Annotated in this window: 15 protein-coding genes; 10 read left to right on the top strand and 5 right to left on the bottom strand. The window is 73.3% G+C overall.

What is annotated here, in order from left to right; genetic code table 11:
- Positions 1-276 precede the first annotated feature (276 nt).
- Both PUR26_RS32430 and PUR26_RS32425 read left to right on the top strand, forming a co-directional pair.
- Positions 277-1,302 carry an ATP-dependent 6-phosphofructokinase gene (locus PUR26_RS32430; RefSeq protein WP_329878062.1) on the top strand — a complete coding sequence of 342 codons (1,026 nt, stop codon included), beginning with the start codon at positions 277-279 and terminating at the stop codon, positions 1,300-1,302.
- Positions 1,303-1,925: 623 nt separating this feature from the next.
- Complete coding sequence (locus tag PUR26_RS32425) at positions 1,926-2,987, top strand: helix-turn-helix domain-containing protein (RefSeq protein WP_329878060.1); 1,062 nt, start codon at positions 1,926-1,928, stop codon at positions 2,985-2,987.
- Positions 2,988-3,011: 24 nt separating this feature from the next.
- Here the strand turns inward: PUR26_RS32425 and PUR26_RS32420 are convergent, their stop codons facing one another.
- From PUR26_RS32420 to PUR26_RS32410, 3 genes are all read right to left on the bottom strand, one after another.
- Entirely contained in the window at positions 3,012-3,692 is a 681-nt protein-coding gene (locus tag PUR26_RS32420) for a helix-turn-helix domain-containing protein (RefSeq protein ID WP_329878058.1), read from the bottom strand.
- A 100-nt stretch (positions 3,693-3,792) separates the two neighbouring features.
- Positions 3,793-4,500, bottom strand: a complete 708-nt coding sequence (locus tag PUR26_RS32415) for a response regulator (RefSeq protein ID WP_329878056.1) — start codon at positions 4,498-4,500, stop codon at positions 3,793-3,795.
- The gene (locus tag PUR26_RS32410) at positions 4,497-6,098 is read right to left on the bottom strand and encodes a sensor histidine kinase (RefSeq protein WP_329878054.1); all 1,602 of its coding nucleotides are present in this window, start codon (positions 6,096-6,098) and stop codon (positions 4,497-4,499) included. Before PUR26_RS32410 ends, PUR26_RS32415 begins: the two co-directional genes overlap by 4 nt.
- A 124-nt stretch (positions 6,099-6,222) precedes the next feature.
- Here PUR26_RS32410 and PUR26_RS32405 point away from each other — a divergent pair, with 124 nt between their 5' ends.
- The 3 genes from PUR26_RS32405 (at position 6,223) to PUR26_RS32395 (ending at position 9,025) form a co-directional block, all read left to right on the top strand.
- Complete coding sequence (locus tag PUR26_RS32405; protein WP_329878052.1) at positions 6,223-7,578, top strand: cation:dicarboxylate symporter family transporter; 1,356 nt, start codon at positions 6,223-6,225, stop codon at positions 7,576-7,578.
- Positions 7,579-7,841: 263 nt separating this feature from the next.
- On the top strand, positions 7,842-8,162 hold the full coding sequence (locus PUR26_RS32400; protein WP_329878050.1) for a GYD domain-containing protein: 321 nt from the start codon (positions 7,842-7,844) through the stop codon (positions 8,160-8,162).
- A gap of 35 nt (positions 8,163-8,197) precedes the next feature.
- Positions 8,198-9,025 (top strand): hypothetical protein, encoded by an 828-nt coding sequence (locus PUR26_RS32395; RefSeq protein ID WP_329878048.1) that lies wholly within the window; start codon positions 8,198-8,200, stop codon positions 9,023-9,025.
- A gap of 107 nt (positions 9,026-9,132) precedes the next feature.
- Here the strand turns inward: PUR26_RS32395 and PUR26_RS32390 are convergent, their stop codons facing one another.
- Positions 9,133-9,768 (bottom strand): TetR/AcrR family transcriptional regulator, encoded by a 636-nt coding sequence (locus tag PUR26_RS32390; protein WP_329878046.1) that lies wholly within the window; start codon positions 9,766-9,768, stop codon positions 9,133-9,135.
- A 99-nt stretch (positions 9,769-9,867) separates the two neighbouring features.
- Here PUR26_RS32390 and PUR26_RS32385 point away from each other — a divergent pair, with 99 nt between their 5' ends.
- Positions 9,868-11,541 carry an MFS transporter gene (locus PUR26_RS32385; protein WP_329878044.1) on the top strand — a complete coding sequence of 558 codons (1,674 nt, stop codon included), beginning with the start codon at positions 9,868-9,870 and terminating at the stop codon, positions 11,539-11,541.
- Between the two features lie 223 nt (positions 11,542-11,764).
- On the opposite strand, the gene PUR26_RS32380 is transcribed toward PUR26_RS32385, so the two are convergent.
- Positions 11,765-12,664 carry an NAD-dependent epimerase/dehydratase family protein gene (locus tag PUR26_RS32380; RefSeq protein ID WP_329878042.1) on the bottom strand — a complete coding sequence of 300 codons (900 nt, stop codon included), beginning with the start codon at positions 12,662-12,664 and terminating at the stop codon, positions 11,765-11,767.
- A 44-nt stretch (positions 12,665-12,708) separates the two neighbouring features.
- Between PUR26_RS32380 and PUR26_RS32375 the strand changes: the two genes are divergently transcribed.
- The 4 genes from PUR26_RS32375 to PUR26_RS32360 all read left to right on the top strand — a co-directional run bounded on the left by PUR26_RS32375 (position 12,709) and on the right by PUR26_RS32360 (position 16,455).
- Positions 12,709-13,221, top strand: coding sequence for an Lrp/AsnC family transcriptional regulator (locus PUR26_RS32375; RefSeq protein ID WP_329878040.1), 513 nt, complete (start codon positions 12,709-12,711; stop codon positions 13,219-13,221).
- Between the two features lie 86 nt (positions 13,222-13,307).
- The gene (locus PUR26_RS32370; protein ID WP_329878038.1) at positions 13,308-13,712 is read left to right on the top strand and encodes a MerR family transcriptional regulator; all 405 of its coding nucleotides are present in this window, start codon (positions 13,308-13,310) and stop codon (positions 13,710-13,712) included.
- Positions 13,709-14,053 carry a thioredoxin gene (trxA, locus tag PUR26_RS32365; RefSeq protein WP_329878036.1) on the top strand — a complete coding sequence of 115 codons (345 nt, stop codon included), beginning with the start codon at positions 13,709-13,711 and terminating at the stop codon, positions 14,051-14,053. The genes PUR26_RS32370 and trxA overlap by 4 nt, the downstream gene beginning before the upstream one ends.
- Before the next feature lie 179 nt (positions 14,054-14,232).
- Positions 14,233-16,455 carry a HelD family protein gene (locus PUR26_RS32360; RefSeq protein ID WP_329878034.1) on the top strand — a complete coding sequence of 741 codons (2,223 nt, stop codon included), beginning with the start codon at positions 14,233-14,235 and terminating at the stop codon, positions 16,453-16,455.

The following is a 16,455-nucleotide window of genomic DNA, read 5'->3' as shown; positions in this document are numbered from 1 at the left end:
GTAATACCCTCTTGACAATACCTCTGCGTGTGGCTAATACGCAGGCCGGACGTCCGGCCCGCGCACGCCCCCGCGGACCTGCGCGGACACCTCCCGCGCGGCCGCCCGGGCAGCGGGTGCACACCGGCGCGCGGGGTGGGGCGCACCGGCGTGGCACGGGAGCGAAGCCCTTCGGCGTAGCCTTCACGGGCGCCCGCACATGCCTGCCGTGGGACAATTCGGTAAGGCTCACCCGCACGTCACCCGTACCCCGACCGAGCAGGAGACAAGAGCACGATGCGCATCGGAGTTCTCACCGCAGGCGGCGACTGCCCCGGCCTGAACGCCGTGATCCGGTCGGTCGTGCACCGGGCACTCACAGGACACGGCGACGAAGTCATCGGCTTCGAGGACGGGTTCAAGGGGCTGCTCGACGGCCACTATCGGCCGCTCGACCTCAACGCGGTGAGCGGCATCCTGGCCCGTGGCGGCACCATCCTGGGCTCCGCCCGGCTGGAGCGGGCGCGGCTGCGGGAAGCCGCCGAGAACTGCGACGAGTTGCAGAAGCGGTACGGGATCGACGTCCTCATCCCGATCGGCGGCGAGGGCACCCTGACCGCCGCCCGGATGCTGTCGGACGCGGGGATGCCCGTCGTCGGCGTACCGAAGACGATCGACAACGACATCTCCGCCACCGACCGCACCTTCGGCTTCGACACCGCGGTGATGGTCGCCACCGAGGCCATAGACCGTCTCAAGACCACCGCCGAGTCCCACCAGCGGGTCATGGTCGTCGAGGTGATGGGCCGGCACGCGGGCTGGATCGCGCTGGAGTCCGGCATGGCCGGCGGCGCCCACGGCATCTGCCTGCCGGAGCGCCCCTTCGCGATCGACGACCTGGTCAAGATGGTCGAGGAGCGGTTCTCGCGCGGCAAGAAGTTCGCGGTGATCTGCGTCGCCGAGGGCGCGCACCCGGCCGAGGGCTCCATGGAGTACGCCAAGGGTGCCATCGACCAGTTCGGTCACGAGCGCTTCCAGGGCATCGGCAACCGGCTCGCCGTCGAGCTGGAGCGGCGCCTGGGCAAGGAGGCCCGCCCGGTCATCCTCGGCCACGTCCAGCGCGGCGGCGTCCCCACCGCGTACGACAGGGTGCTCGCCACCCGGTTCGGCTGGCACGCGGTGGAGGCGGCCCACCGCGGGGAGTTCGGCCGGATGACGGCGCTGCGCGGGACGGACGTGCAGATGGTGCCGATCGCCGAAGCGGTCACGCGGCTGAAGACGGTGCCCGAGAAGCGGATGTACGAGGCCGAGTCGGTCTTCTGACCGACGGGGCCCCTGACCACCGGGCCCCCTGACGGACGGGGCCCTGCCGACCATCGGCCCTCTTGACCACCGGGTCCTCTTGACCACCGGAGCCGGGTAGGGCCCCCGGCCCCCGGCTCTGGCACCGCCCCCCTGGCTCTGGCGGCCGGCCCCGGCCCGACCGGGATCCGGGACGGGTACGGCTCCCCGGACGGGTCCCCCGTCCCCTGCCCCGCGGCCCGTCCCGGGGCCCGCCGCCCCCGCCGTGGCGCGGATGCCGGACGGCGCTCCGCGCGAGCCGTGCCGCTGCAACGCAGCGCAGCGCCGTGCCGTGCAATGCGGTGCCGGGACGTGCCGTGTCCGGGACGCCCGGGCGCCCCCCCGGGCCCGGCACCCGGCCGCCCCCCGGCTCCGCCTCCGGTATCCGGAGGGACGGGACGCGAGCGGCCTTGATCGCCCCCGTGGTCGACCAAGGCCGTTCTGCCTCCCCGCCGCGGCCATTCCGGCCCCCACCGGAATTGCCGGATTCCACTCTTGAGTTGATTGGCCGTCTGAACAAGGCTTACGCCTGTCCCGGACATGTCCCGACCCTGTCCGAGCGGCGGTCCGGGGCCAGACCGGCGGGGCGGGGAGAGGGAGGGCGCATGGCCGATGGGGAGAAGGCCCCCGATCCGCGGGAGGCATGCGACCCCGGCGAATTCATCGCCCGGTTACAGGCCCTCAAGGACTGGTCGGGGCTGACCTACCGGGATCTGTCGGCCCGCGCCGCGGCGGTGGGCGACGTGCTGCCCCGTTCGACGGTCGCCAACATGCTGACGCGCACCACCGTGCCGCGCGAGGAACTGCTGACCGCGTTCGTGCGGGCCTGCGGCGTCGGGCCGGAGGCACTCGACAGCTGGCTGGCCGTCCGCAAGGAGCTCGCCGTCCGCGGCCGCGCCGAGCCGGCCCCGGGACGGTGCGCGGGGCCGGAGCAGCCCGACCGGGAAGCAGACGGGCGACCGGGCGGGGAACCGGGCGACCTCCTGGGCCGGGTCGGTGGGACCCCACCGGGCGGCGCGGCGGACCACGGGCCCGGCGCCGGGCCGGCCGACGACGGCGCGGTCGACGGGAGCCTCTGGTGGGGCGCCCGCCCGCTCGTCCCCCTGATCTGCGTGCTCGCCCTCGTGGTCGCCGTCACCACCGTGCTGAGCTTCATGCGGGGCGGCGGCGAGCGGCACCCTGAGTCAGCTGAGTCAGCGGAGCCGGTAGGGCCCGGCGCGGGACCGGTCCGCATACGTGCCGTCCACTCCGGCCTCTGCCTCAACGAGCGCCCCGGGGAGCGCAACGGGCAGGTGTACCAGGTGCCCTGCGCGGAGGCGGACACGCCGCGCTACTCCCTCGTCCAGCTCGCCGGCGGCCTATGGCGGCTGAGGACGGACCACCCCGACTTCGGGCCCGGCTGCTCCGGGATACCCGTGGACGCCGGCGAACCGGTCGGCGCGCCCCTGGTGGACCAGGAGTGCGGCAAGCGGGGCCCGCGCGAGGAGTTCCGCATAGACCCCTACGGCGACACCCGGGTGAGGGGGTACCGGATGCGCTCGGTCCACTCCGGTCTGTGCGTGGAGGTACGGGCCGGGGACGACGAGCCGTGGACCGACGTCGTCCAGAACCCGTGCGCCGACGAGGCCGGGGGCCAGCTGTTCAGCTTCGACCCCCGCCCGCGCTGAACCCTCCGCCCCGGGCGGGCCGGATCAGTCCCGGGCCAGGGCCCAGAAGTGGTCCACGATCCGCTCCAGATAGGCCCGGCCCGAGTCGCCGCCGCTGTCCCCGGTGGCGCCCCAGCTGGAGGTCGCGACCATACGGGTCTGGTAGTCGGTGTGCAGCTGCTGGAGGACGTCCTCCAGGTGGTCGCGCCGCATCGGCACGAGCTTGGACGCCGGGCGTACGTACGCCTGCCAGCGGGTCGTCGCCGCGCTCCGCAGCAGGTCCGCCAGCTCGTCGTCGCGGCCGGTCGCCGTCAGCAGTTCGCGCGGCCCGAGGCCCAGCGCCTCGGCCAGCGCGGCGGTCTGCCGCTCGTTGCCGCGCCAGCGCCCGGACTCCTCCATCCGCAGGTACGTCCTGGCGTCGACCCCGACCCGGCGGGCCAGGTCGTCGGGCGCGAGGGCGCGGGCGATCCGGTGCTCCCGCAGCGTCATGGCGGAGGCCAGCAGCTCGGCCGGGGAGCACCACAGCACACCGGCGAGCGCCGTCAGCTCCCTGGGCCCGGGCACCGCGTGACCGCGTTCCCAGGCGATCACGGTCTCCGGTGGGACGGGGAGCCCGTACTGCGCGTGCAGACCGTACGCGACATGACCGGGCGCCATCCCCAGAGCCTCGCGCAGACGGCGGGCGGCAAGGGCGTCGAAGGGGGCTGAGCGGGGAGCGGGGTGCACGGGCACACGGTAGGAGCACAGGGTCACTTCTGGCTACGGTGCGTTCAGACAAGACCGAATGCCGGAGGAACGTCCATATTCGCCCCTGCCTGTGGGTAATCTACCGTGTCGCGGTGATCCAGCGGTACTGCAGTTCCGGCCGCCCGACCTGCCCGTACTGGGGGCTGCGGACCGCGCGGCCGACGGTGACCAGGTGTTCCAGATAGCGGCGCGCGGTGATCCGCGAGATACCGACGGTGGTGCCGGCCTCGGCGGCGGTGAGCCCTTCCGGCGAGGCGCGCAGGGTGCGGGTGACCGCCGCCAGGGTGGGGGCGCTGAGCCCCTTGGGGAGGGCGGCCGGCTGCGGCGTGCGGAGGGTGGCCAGCGCCCGGTCCACCTCCTCCTGGCCCGACGCCTCCCCGGCGGCCGCGTGGAACTCGGCGTACCGGCTGAGCCTGTCCCGCAGGGTGGCGAAGGTGAACGGCTTCAGTACGTACTGGACGACCCCGAGCGAGACGCCCTCGCGGACGACCCCCAGGTCGCGGGCGGAGGTGACCGCGATGACGTCGGCGGCGTGGCCGGCGGCCCGCAGTGACCGCAGCAGATGCAGCCCGTGCCCGTCCGGCAGGTACAGGTCGAGGAGGATCAGGTCGACGGCCGTCCGTTCCAGCAGCCGGACGGCCGAGGCGCGCGAGTGCGCGACGCCCACCACGGTGAACCCGGGCACCCGGCCCGCGTAGAGGGCGTGGGCGTCCGCCGCGACCGGGTCGTCCTCCACGACCAGGACCCTGATGGCCGGGCCGGCCGGAGGCCCGCTCGCGGCGCTCACGCGGGCACCGCCGCACCGAGCGGCAGCCGCACGGTGAACTCGGCCCCGCCGTCCGGACCCCGGCCCAGCTCGACGACGCCCCGCCCCCGGTGCGCCGCCTGCCGCACCAGGGCGAGACCCAGGCCGCGCCCGGCCCCGCGCGTGGACCAGCCGCGCTCGAAGACCGCGTCCGAGTCCTCCGGGTCCACCCCCGGACCGCTGTCGGCGACCCGCAGCAGCAGCTTGCCCCCGTCCGTCCGGGCGGTGACGGTGACCCGCGACCCGGCCGTGCCCCGGGCCGCGTCCAGGGCGTTGTCGATCAGGTTGCCCAGCATGGTCACCAGGTCGCGCGGGGGCAGCGTCGGCGGCAGCACGCCGTCGTCTATGCGGCTGTCCTCGGTCAGCACCAGCTCCACGCCCCGCTCGTTGGCCTGCGCCGCCTTGCCCAGCAGCAGGGCGGCCAGGACCGGTTCGGCCACCGCGTCGACGACGCGGTCCGTCAGGGCCTGGGCCAGTTCCAGCTCGGCCGTGGCGAAGCCGACCGCTTCGTCGACGCGGCCCAGTTCTATCAGGGACACCACGGTGTGCAGGCGGTTGGCCGCCTCGTGGGCCTGCGAGCGCAGCGCCTGCGTGAAGCCGCGCTCGGAGTCGAGCTCGCCCGAGAGCGCCTGGAGCTCGGTGCGGTCCCGCAGCGTCACCACCGTGCCGCGCCGCTCGCCGCCGACCACCGGACGGGTGGAGACGACCAGGACCCGCTCGGCCGTCAGGTGCAGCTCGTCCACCCGTGGTCCGCCGGAGAGCAGGGCGCCGGTCAGGGACGCCGGCAGCCCGAGGGCGGAGACATGGCGGCCGACCGCGTCCTCGTCCAGCCCGAGCAGTTCCCGCGCCCCGTCATTGACCAGGGCGATCCGCCGCTGCCCGTCCAGCATCAGCAGTCCCTCGCGCACCGCGTGCAGCGCGGCCTCGTGGTAGTCGTGCATCCGGCTCAGCTCCGCGGCGTTCATCCCGTGGGTGTGCCGCCGCAGCCGGGCGTTGATCACGTACGTACCGAGGCCGCCCAGCGCCACCGCCGCGCCCGCCATCCCCAGCAGCGCGGTCAGCTGCGCGCGGATCTGTTCGCTGATCCGGTCGATGGTGATGCCCGCGCTCACCAGTGCCGTGACCCGGCCGTCCTGGAGCACCGGGGTCACCGTCCGCACCGAGGAGCCGAGCACGCCCCGGTGTGTCTCGGAGTACGTCTCGCCGCGCTGCGCCGCGTCGATGTGCCCGAGGTACTTCCTGCCGATCTGGCCCGGTTCGGGGTGTGTCCAGCGCGTTCCGTCCGGGGACATCACCACGACGAAGGTGACGCCCGAGTCGCCGACGAGGGAGGCGGCGTACGGCTGGAGCAGGGCGGTCGGGTCGTCCGATGCGGCCGCGGCGGCCACCGTGGGGGACCTGGCGACGGCCGTCGCGGTCGCCGTCGCCTGGCGGCGCGCGGTCTCCTCCGCCTGGGACCGGTCGGTCAGGTACGCGAAGACCGCGCACCCGGCCACCACCGCCGCGATCAGCACGATCTGCATCGCGAAGAGCTGGCCCGCGAGGCTGCGCGGGCGGGCGTGGGGGCGGGGGAGACGCATGGCTCAAGTCTGCCTGGCTGATTTCGCGTGAACGAAAGGTACGCAACGGTGACCGGCGTCACAGGTGTGGTGGATAGTCGCGGGGATCCACCGGGACGTGGAGCAACTCGACGAGGAGGAACCCGTGGCCGCACGACGGGACCGCACCCACTATCTGTACATCGCCGTCATCGCGGCGGTGGTGCTCGGCATCGTCGTGGGCTTCGCCGCCCCCGGGGTGGCTGTCGAGCTCAAGCCCCTGGGCACGGGGTTCGTCAACCTGATCAAGATGATGATCTCGCCGATCATCTTCTGCACGATCGTGCTGGGCGTCGGCTCGGTGCGCAAGGCCGCCAAGGTCGGCGCCGTCGGTGGTCTGGCGCTGGGCTACTTCATGGTCATGTCGACCGTCGCACTCGGCATCGGCCTGCTCGTCGGCAACCTGCTGGAGCCCGGGTCGAGCCTGCACCTGACCAAGGAAGCCGCCGCCGTGGGCGAGAAGCAGGCGGCCGGTGCCAGCGAGGGCACCGTGGACTTCCTGCTCGGGATCATCCCCAAGACGATGGTCTCCGCCTTCACCGAGGGCGAGGTCCTCCAGACCCTGCTGATCGCGCTGCTGGCGGGCTTCGCGCTCCAGGCGATGGGACGGGCGGGCGAGCCGGTCCTGCGCGGTGTCGGACACATCCAGCGGCTGGTCTTCCGCATCCTCGCGATGATCATGTGGGCCGCCCCGGTCGGAGCGTTCGGCGCGATCGCCGCCGTGGTCGGCGAGACCGGCGTGGACGCCCTGAAGTCCCTCGCCGTCATCATGATCGGCTTCTACATCACCTGTGCGCTCTTCGTCTTCCTCGTCCTGGGCGCCCTGCTGCGGCTGGTGGCGGGTGTGAACATCTTCGCGCTGCTGAAGTACCTGGGCCGCGAGTTCCTGCTGATCCTGTCCACCTCCTCGTCCGAGTCCGCGCTGCCCCGCCTGATCGCGAAGATGGAGCACCTGGGTGTCAGCAAGCCCGTCGTCGGCATCACCGTCCCGACCGGCTACTCCTTCAACCTCGACGGCACCGCGATCTACCTGACGATGGCCTCGCTGTTCGTCGCCGAGGCGATGGGCAACCCGCTCTCGGTCGGCGAGCAGATCTCGCTCCTCGTCTTCATGATCATCGCCTCGAAGGGCGCGGCCGGCGTGACCGGCGCCGGCCTGGCGACGCTCGCCGGCGGCCTGCAGTCGCACCGGCCCGAACTGGTCGACGGCGTCGGCCTGATCGTCGGCATCGACCGCTTCATGAGCGAGGCGCGCGCCCTCACCAACTTCGCGGGCAACGCGGTCGCCACCGTTCTGGTCGGCACCTGGACCAAGGAGATCGACAAGGCCCGGGTGGGCGAAGTCCTCGCCGGCCGCGTGCCGTTCGACGAGAAGACGCTGGTGGACGACCACGCGCCGGCGGACGGGCCGGACGACGTGCCCGAGCAGCGCGGCGAGGCGGAGGTCCCGGTCAAGGTGTGACCCGACGCCGTACGTCCGGCCCGGTCGGGGGCCGGACGCACGGCACCGCCGCGGCTCCGCCCGGTCGTCCTCGTGACGGCCGGGCGGAGCCGTTCTCGCCGGACGGGGCCTTTCCGTCCGGCGCGGCCGTCCCCGCCCGGGGGAACCCCGATGGCCGGACCGCCCGCGGTGGCCGAGGGTGGGAAGCGCGGCCCGGCGTACCGCGGCGCGACGCGTCCGGAGCACAGGAGCGTGCCGCGGCACCGGCAGAAGGGAAGAGGCAGATGCCGAAGTATCTCGTCCAGGCCAGCTACACCGCCCAGGGCACCAAGGGCCTGCTGGCCGAGGGCGGCTCGGGCCGACGCGCCGCCGTGGAGAACGTGGTGAAGTCGTGCGGCGGCACGCTCGAATGGATGTACTTCGCCTTCGGCGACGACGACCTCTACTGCGTCATCGACATGCCCGACGACGTCTCGATGCTCGCCACCGCCATCACGGTCCGCGCGACCGGGGCGGTGGAGTCGCGGGCGATCCCGCTGGTCAGTCCGGAGGACATCGACGAGGCCGCCCGGAAGTCGGTCGACTTCAGACCGCCGGGGGCCTGACCGCCCGGGGCGGGCACGGCCGTGAGGAGGGCCTGATGGCGGGGCACCCCCAGGGCGGGGGCAGGGCGTCCGCCACGGCGGCCGTCGCGAGCGCCGTCATCGCTCTCGTGTCGACGGTGGCGTCGGTGTTCTCCGCGTACGCGGCCATCAGTGCCGCCCGTTCCCTGGCCGACGCGCAGAGGCAGGACGACGCCCGCGAGGAGATATCGGGCTACGTGGTGCGCATGAGCGAGTTGGACCGCGAGGGCGGTTCCGGCCGCCGCAACGAGATCGGGGTGCTGGGCAAGCAGGTGGACAGCCTGGTCGCCAGGTACGGCCAGGAGAAGCTGGGCCTGAGCGCGACGACCTACCGCCTCGTGGGGCTGTTCGTGACCCTGTCGACCACGGACCTGGAGCTCGCCTCGCGCATGGCCCACCGGGCCCTGGAGCTCGCCGGCGCGCGGGTGCCGGACGGTGCGGGCGGATCGTGGACGGCCGACCCCCTGGAAGCGCTCCAGGCGCACCGGGTGCTGGCCGACATCGCCGCGCAGAATCTGGATTCCACCACGATGGCGAAGCACTACCGGGCCGCTCTCGTCATCTCGGCGGACGAGGGCGGGCGCAACCGCTATGTGGACCGGGAGGCGCCCCGGTACACCCGGGTGTACTGGACCCTGAGCGCGATGATGGTCGCCGAGGTCCGGCCGCCTCCGACGGCGCGGGACTGCGCCGAGGTGCACCGGCTCGCCGCCTGGGCGAAGGACGACCTCAAGGCCCTCGAATCGGCGCCCGAGGTCGGCCGCCGGGCGGTCCGGATCGAGCGGAACGTGTGCAAGGCAGCGGTCGATCTCGAAGCGATGAAGCGGTCCTTCACGCGGGGGTGAGGAGCTGCCCCCGGGAGGCCGCCCGGTTCCGGCGGGCGGCCTCCCCGGGGTGGACGGGCCGGAAAGGGGGCCGCCGGGCCGCCGTCCGGGCGCGCGCGGCGGGGCGCTCACGCGGCAGGGAGGCCCCCGGGCCCGACGGTGGCGGCCGGCGGCAGCGATCCGACGAGCTCCGTCGCCCGGCCGGCCGGCATCCCCGCCGCGATCAGCATCGTGGCGGCCGCGGACCGGCCCGCCCGGTCCGCGGCGAGCGCCCCCGCGTTCACGGCCTCCATCAGCCCGAACAGCACCTGTTCATGCACGTACGCGAGGGCAGCGGCCGGCAGCGGTGAGTGGAACACGCCCTCGTCCAGGCCCCGTTGGAGCACATCCGCGCATGCCTCACGCACCGGCGCCAGGCGCTCCAGGATGCCCTCCATCGTGACGCTGCGCTGCGCCATGGCGACCAGGAGCCGGTAGCCGTCGGCGATCTCCCACACGGCGAGGGTGGCGCGGGCGAGCGCCTCGGCGGGATCGTCCACTCCCTCACGGCCGCTCGCGTGCGCCCGGGCGACCGAGTCGACCGCGTGGTCCACGAGCGCGGCGATCAGGGCGTCGCGGCTGGGGAAGTGCGCGTACACCGTCCGCCGCACCACGCCCGCCGCCCGGGCGATCTGGTCCATGGACGCGTCGGGATCGCGCAGCAGCTCGGAGAGTGCCACCTGCTCGATGCGGCGCCGGTTCGCGTCGGCTCTTCCAGAAGTCACGCCCTCATTTTGCACACACCTGTGCAGTCGCGTAAATTGCACAGCGTTGTGTAGTTGCACATTCGTGTGCAGATCGTGGATGGAAGGGGTGGCTGGGCTGTGCGCCTCGTCATGAACGAACCGGTCGAGAGAATGGACCGGCCCTACGCGAGGCGCTGGTGGGCGCTGCTCGTGCTCTGCCTGAGCCTGCTGATCATCGTCATGGCGAACACCGCGCTGACGGTCGCCGCGCCCGACATGACCCAGGACCTCGGGCTCACCAGCTCCGACCTCCAGTGGGTCATCGACGGCTACACCGTCCCGTACGCCGCGCTGATGCTGCTCCTCGGCGCGATAGGCGACAAGTACAGCCGGCGAGGGGCGCTCGTCCTCGGCCTCGTGGTCTTCGGCGCGGGTTCGGTGGCCGGGTCACTCGTCGACAGCGCGTCCGGCGTCATCGCCGCCCGCGCCGTGATGGGCTTCGGCGCGGCGATGATCATGCCCGCGACGCTCTCCCTGCTCGCCGCGACCTTCCCCCGCGCCGAGCGCGCCAAGGCCATCGTGCTGTGGACCGCCACCGCGGGCCTCGCCATCGCCGCCGGGCCCCTGGTCGCGGGAGCCCTGCTGGAGGACCACGGCTGGGCGTCGACGTTCCTGATCAACGTGCCGGTCGCCGTACTCGCGATCATCGGCACCTTCGTCCTCGTGCCGCCGTCGAAGGCGGCCCACCACGGCCGGATCGACTACGTCGGCGGGCTGCTCTCGGTCGTCTGGGTCGGCACGCTCGTCTACATGATCATCCAGGGGCCGCACTTCGGCTGGGACGCCAAGGCGATCGGCGCGGCCGTCGTCGCGGGCGTGGCCCTCGTCGCCTTCGTTGCCTGGGAGCTGCGCCACCCGCGCCCCGTGCTGGACGTGCGCCGCTTCCTCGACCGCGGCTTCGCCGGGTCGAACCTCGCCGTCGCGCTCTTCTTCCTCGCCGTCTTCGGCGCCTTCTACTACCTGACCCAGCACCTCCAGTTCGTGCTCGGCTACAACCCGCTGGACACCGGCGTCCGCATGCTCCCGCTGGCCGGCGCCGTGTTCGTCGGCTCCGCGCTGACCGGGTTCCTCACACCGCGCCTCGGCATGAAGGTCACCGTCTCCGCCGGGATGGCGGCCGGTACGGTCGCGCTGGCGCTGCTCACCCGCGTCGACGCCGGCTCCGGGTACGGGGACTTCGTCGCCCCCCTGATCGTCCTGGGCCTGGCGATCGGCCTGGCGCTGTCGCCGTGCACCGACGCCATCATGGGCGCCTTCCCCGAGGCCGAACTGGGCGTCGGAGGCGCCGTCAACGACACCTCGCTGGAGCTGGGCGGCTCGCTCGGCATCGCCCTCCTCGGCTCGGTGCTGGCCTCCTCGTACTCCTCCCGCCTCGTCGACGCCACCGAGGGCAGCAAGCTGCCCGCCTCCGCGCTGGAGACCGCGCAGGACTCGGTGGGCGCCGGATACGCCGTGGCCCAGGGCATCGGCGACAAGGCCGAGGGGCTGCTGGAGCAGGCCGCCCGGCACCCCGAGCAGGCCGCCCAGCTCAAGGCCCAGGCCGGGCAGCTCGCCCAGGGCGCGCGCCAGATGTCGGACGCCGTCGGTTCCGCCTTCTCCGACGCGGTCGCCCACACCAGCCTGATCGGCGCGGTGATCCTGGGCGTGGGAACGGTGCTGGTGGCGGTGCTCCTGCCGCGCCGGGCACGGGTCTCCCCGCCGGAGGCCGAGGCCGAGGCCGAGGCGCCGGAGCTCGTCCGCCCCGCCCCCTGAACGGCTCGGTCCGTGACGCGCTGCCGGGGGGCTGCGCGTCACGGACCCGAGCGGGGTCCGGTCGGGTCCGCTCGACCCGCTCCACGGAACCCCACCGGGCCCGCACCTCGCACACGAGGGCGGGCCCGGTGGGGTTCCGCGCGGTGGGACGGACCTCGATCAAAGAGCCGGAGACGAGCCCGGTACCGCCCGCCCCCGGCATCCCCGACGTGCCGCGCATGGCCTACCGGCCGGGTCCGACCGTCTCGGCGACGGCCTGGTCCAGCCAGGCGGAGGTGTGCCGGAAGGTGAAGCCCAGCGCCCTGGCGCGGGAGTCGTCCATGGCGTACGCGCGGGTGAAGGCGTACGGGGAGAGGGGACCGGCGTCCACCACACGGAACTCGGCCCTGCCGCCGATGGCCCGCTCGACGGCCGCGCAGAGGTCGGAGGTCGTGAGCGGGCCGGGGGAGTGGGCGTTCACCGGCCCGGTGAAGTCCTGCTCGGCCGCCCAGGCGAGGAAGTCGGCGATCTCCTCGACGTAGACATAGGTCGCCGGGTGGTTCACGGGCGGTACGGCGATGGGCTCGCCCGCCCGGATCCGGTCGGCGTAGTGGGCGACCCGGCCGGTGAAGTCGTCGTCGCCGCCGAGCACATGGGCGACGCGGACCGAGGCGTACGGGAGGACCGGGTCCTGCGCGAGGACGGCCTCGGCCTGCCGCTTGCCCTCCCCGTAGTGGGCGTCCCGGAAGCCGGGATCGTCCCAGGGAAGCGTCAGGTCCACCATGACGGTACGCGGGTCCACGGCCCCCTCGCGCACGGGCGTCGGCGAGTCCTCGTGCTCGTAGACCTCGACCGTGGACGTCATGATGTAGCGCCGGGTCCGCGGGCCGAACACGCGGCGCGCGATCGCCGCCTGGCGCGGGGTGTAGCAGACCTGGTCGATGACGACGTCGAAGCGCAGCGGTCCGAGCGCCGCTTCCAGGGCCGCCTCGTCGTCGCGGTCGGCGACGACATGGGCCGACCCGGCGGGCGGTACGGAGGAGCCGCGATTGAGCACGGTGACGCGGTGACCGGCCGTCAGAAGCCGTTCTATGAGCCGCTTTCCGAAATAGCGGCTCCCGCCGATGAGGCATATATCAAGCATGGGACCAGTGTTACGTTGGCGAGCCGCAGCCTGAAGGGGGAACCATGGGAGTTCCGGCCACCGCACCGAAAGAACGACGGCATGTGCCGAATGCCGCCGACGAAACGACGGCGTCCCCCTTCGACCCGGTCGACCGGCAGATCCTGGAGCTCGTCCAGACCGACGGACGCATCAGACTGAGCGAGCTCGGCCGGCGGGTCCGGCTCAGCCCGGCGGCCGTCGCCGAGCGGGTGCGCCGCCTGGAGTCCTGCGGTGCCATCACGGGCTACGGAGCGCACGTCAGCGCCGCCCGGCTCGGCTTCGGCGTCCGGGCCTTCATCCGGGTCGACCCGCACGGCGGCTACACCCTCAAGCACCCCAGGACCCTGGAGCTGCTGGCCCGTCCCGAGATCCTGGAGGCCCACCACGTGGTGGGCGAGGACTGCTGGATCCTGAAAGTGGCGGTGCGGGACACCGTCCACCTGGAGGACGTGCTGGAGCAGACGTCGGCGCTGGGCCGCACGACGACGTCGATCGTGCTGTCGTCCCCGGTGGAGCGCAAGCCGCTGCTGCCCTGACCCGCCCCGCGGCGTCCCGGGCCCTTGTCCTGTCGCCGCCGCCGGCCCTTGCCTTGACGCCGACGTCAAGGATTACGGTCGGGTGCATGCGAATAGGCGAGCTCGCCGAGCGCGCGGGGACGACCACGCGCGCTCTGCGCTACTACGAGTCCCGCGGTCTGCTGCCCGCCCGGCGGGCGGTCAACGGTTACCGCACGTACGACGAGGACGACCTGCGGCTGCTGCGGCAGATCCGCACCCTCCAGGACTTCGGGTTCGACCTGGAGGAGACGCGTCCCTTCGTGGACTGTCTGCGCGCCGGGCATCCGGCCGGGGACTCCTGCCCCGCCTCGCTCGCCGTCTACCGGCGCAAGCTCGACGAGCTGGACGGTCTGATCGGCCAGCTCGCCGCGGTCCGCGCGCAGGTGGGCGCCCAGCTCGCCCTGGCCGAGGCGGCCCGTGCCGCCGAGGCCCCCGCACCACGCTGCCAATTCGGAGGTACGACGGAATGATCCACGCACAGGGAGTGCCCGAGGTGACCGACGCGGACTTCGCGCGGGAGGTACTGGCGGCGGACCGCCCGGTCCTGGTCGAATTCACCGCCGACTGGTGCGGCCCCTGCCGTCAGCTGGCCCCGGTGCTGAGCGCGATAGCGGCCGAGGAGGCGGACCGGGTGAAGGTCGTCCAGCTCGACGTGGACACCAACCCCGGGATCACGGCCCGGTACGCCGTGCTGTCGACACCCACCCTGATGGTGTTCCGCGACGGGGAGCCGGTGCGCTCGATGGTGGGGGCCAGGCCCAGACGCCGGCTCCTCCAGGAGCTGGAGGACGTACTGGCGCCGATGCCGTAGCCGCTGGGCGCGCCGGCCGCTGAGCGATACAAAAATGCCCCGGTCCGAATTGACGGCCGGGGTGTTTCATCGCGTATATTTGATGTTTCCGTATGCGCATAGCAATGCGTGCAAGGAGAGCACGCAGGAAGGCACGCGGAGAAGTTCAATAAACGCACAGTATCGCGTCAGGAGTCGAATTGTCAACCGAAGAGTTTCGGAAAGAGCAGCGGTTCATCGGCGAGCTCTACACGCGACTCGACGACCTGCGGGACCAGGCCGAGAGCGCGGTGCGGGCGGCGCTCAAGGCCGGCGGGACCGGGTACCAGGCGCGCAAGGAGCGCGACGTGCTGGTGGCCGAGCAGTCCGGACTGCTCGCCTCCTACGACGCGGGGGAGAACGGCCTCTGCTTCGGACGGCTCGCGTTCCGTGACGGGCGGGACCACCACATCGGGCGGCTCGGGATGCGGCGGGACGACCCCGAGCGCACCCCGCTCGTGGTCGACTGGCGCGCCGACGTCGCCAGGCCCTTCTACCTCGCCACCGGGTACGAGCCCATGGGCCTCACCCGTCGCCGCCACATCACCACCAAGGGCCGCGAGGTCACCGCCCTGCACGACGAGATCCTCGACCTGGGCGACACCACCCGCAGCGGACACGAGAACCCCGACGCCGACGCCGTGCTGCTCGCCGCGCTCGACGCCGCCCGCACCGGGCGGATGACCGACATCGTGCAGACCATCCAGGCCGCACAGGACCGCGTCATCCGCGCCCCGCACCAGGGCGTGCTGGTCGTCGAGGGCGGCCCGGGCACCGGCAAGACCGCCGTCGCGCTGCACCGCGCCGCGTACCTGCTCTACGCGCACCGTGAGCTGCTCGCCCGCCGCGCGGTGCTCATCGTCGGCCCCAACCCGGCCTTCCTCGGCTACATCGGCGAAGTCCTGCCCGCCCTCGGCGAGACCGGCGTCCTGCTGGCCACCATGGGCGAGCTGTACCCCGGTGTGCACGCCACCGGCACCGACAGCCCCGAGGCGGCCGAGATCAAGGGCCGGGCCGCCATGGCCGACGTCCTCGCCCAGGTGGTGCGCGACCACCAGACCGTGCCGCCCACCGAGGCGCCCCTGGAGATCGACCACGACGACTACGGCACCCTGTTCCTGGACCGGAACATGGCCGAGGACGCCCGCTGGGACGCCCGGGGCACCGGCCTGCCCCACAACCTGGCGCGGCCGCGCTTCGCGTTCCGGATCATCGACGCGCTCACCGACCAGCTCGTCGAGCGGCTGGGCGCCGACCCGTTCGGAGGACCCAACCTCCTCGACCCCTCCGACATCGTGCAGATGGGCAAGGAGATCGCCGCCAGCTCCGAGGTGCACGCCGCGATCGAGACCCTGTGGCCCGCGCTCGAACCGCAGCGGCTCGTCGCCGGGTTCCTCGCGGCGCCGGACGGGTACCTGCCCGACGGCGAGGCGGAGTTCGTGCGCCGCGACACCGGCCCGTGGACCCCCTCCGACGTCCCCCTCCTCGACGAGGCCGCCGAACTCCTCGGCGCGGACGACACCGCGGCCCGTGCCGCGGCGGTCCGCGAGCGCAACCAGCGGATCGCCTACGCCCAGGGTGTCCTCGACGTCTCCTACGCCTCCCGGACCTACGAGTTCGAGGACGAGGAGTCGGAGGTGCTGCTGGCCCACGACATCATCGACGCGGAGCGGTTCGCCGAGCGCCACGAGGAGGCCGACCACCGCAGCGCCGCCGAACGCGCCGCCGCCGACCGCACCTGGGCCTTCGGGCACGTCATCGTCGACGAGGCGCAGGAGCTGTCCGCCATGGCCTGGCGCCTGCTGATGCGCCGCGTCCCGACCCACTCCATGACCCTGGTCGGCGACCCCGCCCAGACCGGCGACGCGGCGGGATGCGGCTCCTGGCAGGAGATCCTGGAGCCGTACGTGGGCGAGCGCTGGGAGCATGTGCGGCTCGGCGTCAACTACCGCACCCCCGCCGAGATCATGGAGGTCGCGGCCGAGGTGCGCCGGGCCGACGACCCCTCCTTCGTCCCGCCCCGCTCGGTGCGCTCCACGGGGGTGCCGCCCTGGGACGTCACCACCGGCGACCTGGCCGCCGAGGTGGCCGCGGCCGTCACCCGGGAACACCCCGCCGACGGGCGGCTCGCGGTCATCGCCCCCGCCGCGCACCTCCCGGCGCTCGCCCGGGCCCTCCCGGGCGCCGCCCACGGCCCCACCCCCGACCTCACCCGGCCGGTGGTGCTGCTGGACCCCCGGCAGGCGAAGGGCCTGGAGTTCGACACGGTGCTGGTCGCCGACCCGGAGGCCATCGCGGCCGGCGGGCCGCACGGCGTCAACGACCTCTACGTGGCGTTGACCCGCGCGACCCAGCGGCTCGGCATCATCCGCCTGGCGGGCTGA

Source organism: Streptomyces sp. SP18CS02 (genome assembly GCF_036322365.1).
Lineage (GTDB): Bacteria > Actinomycetota > Actinomycetes > Streptomycetales > Streptomycetaceae > Streptomyces.
This window is presented reverse-complemented; position numbering and strand designations above follow the sequence as displayed.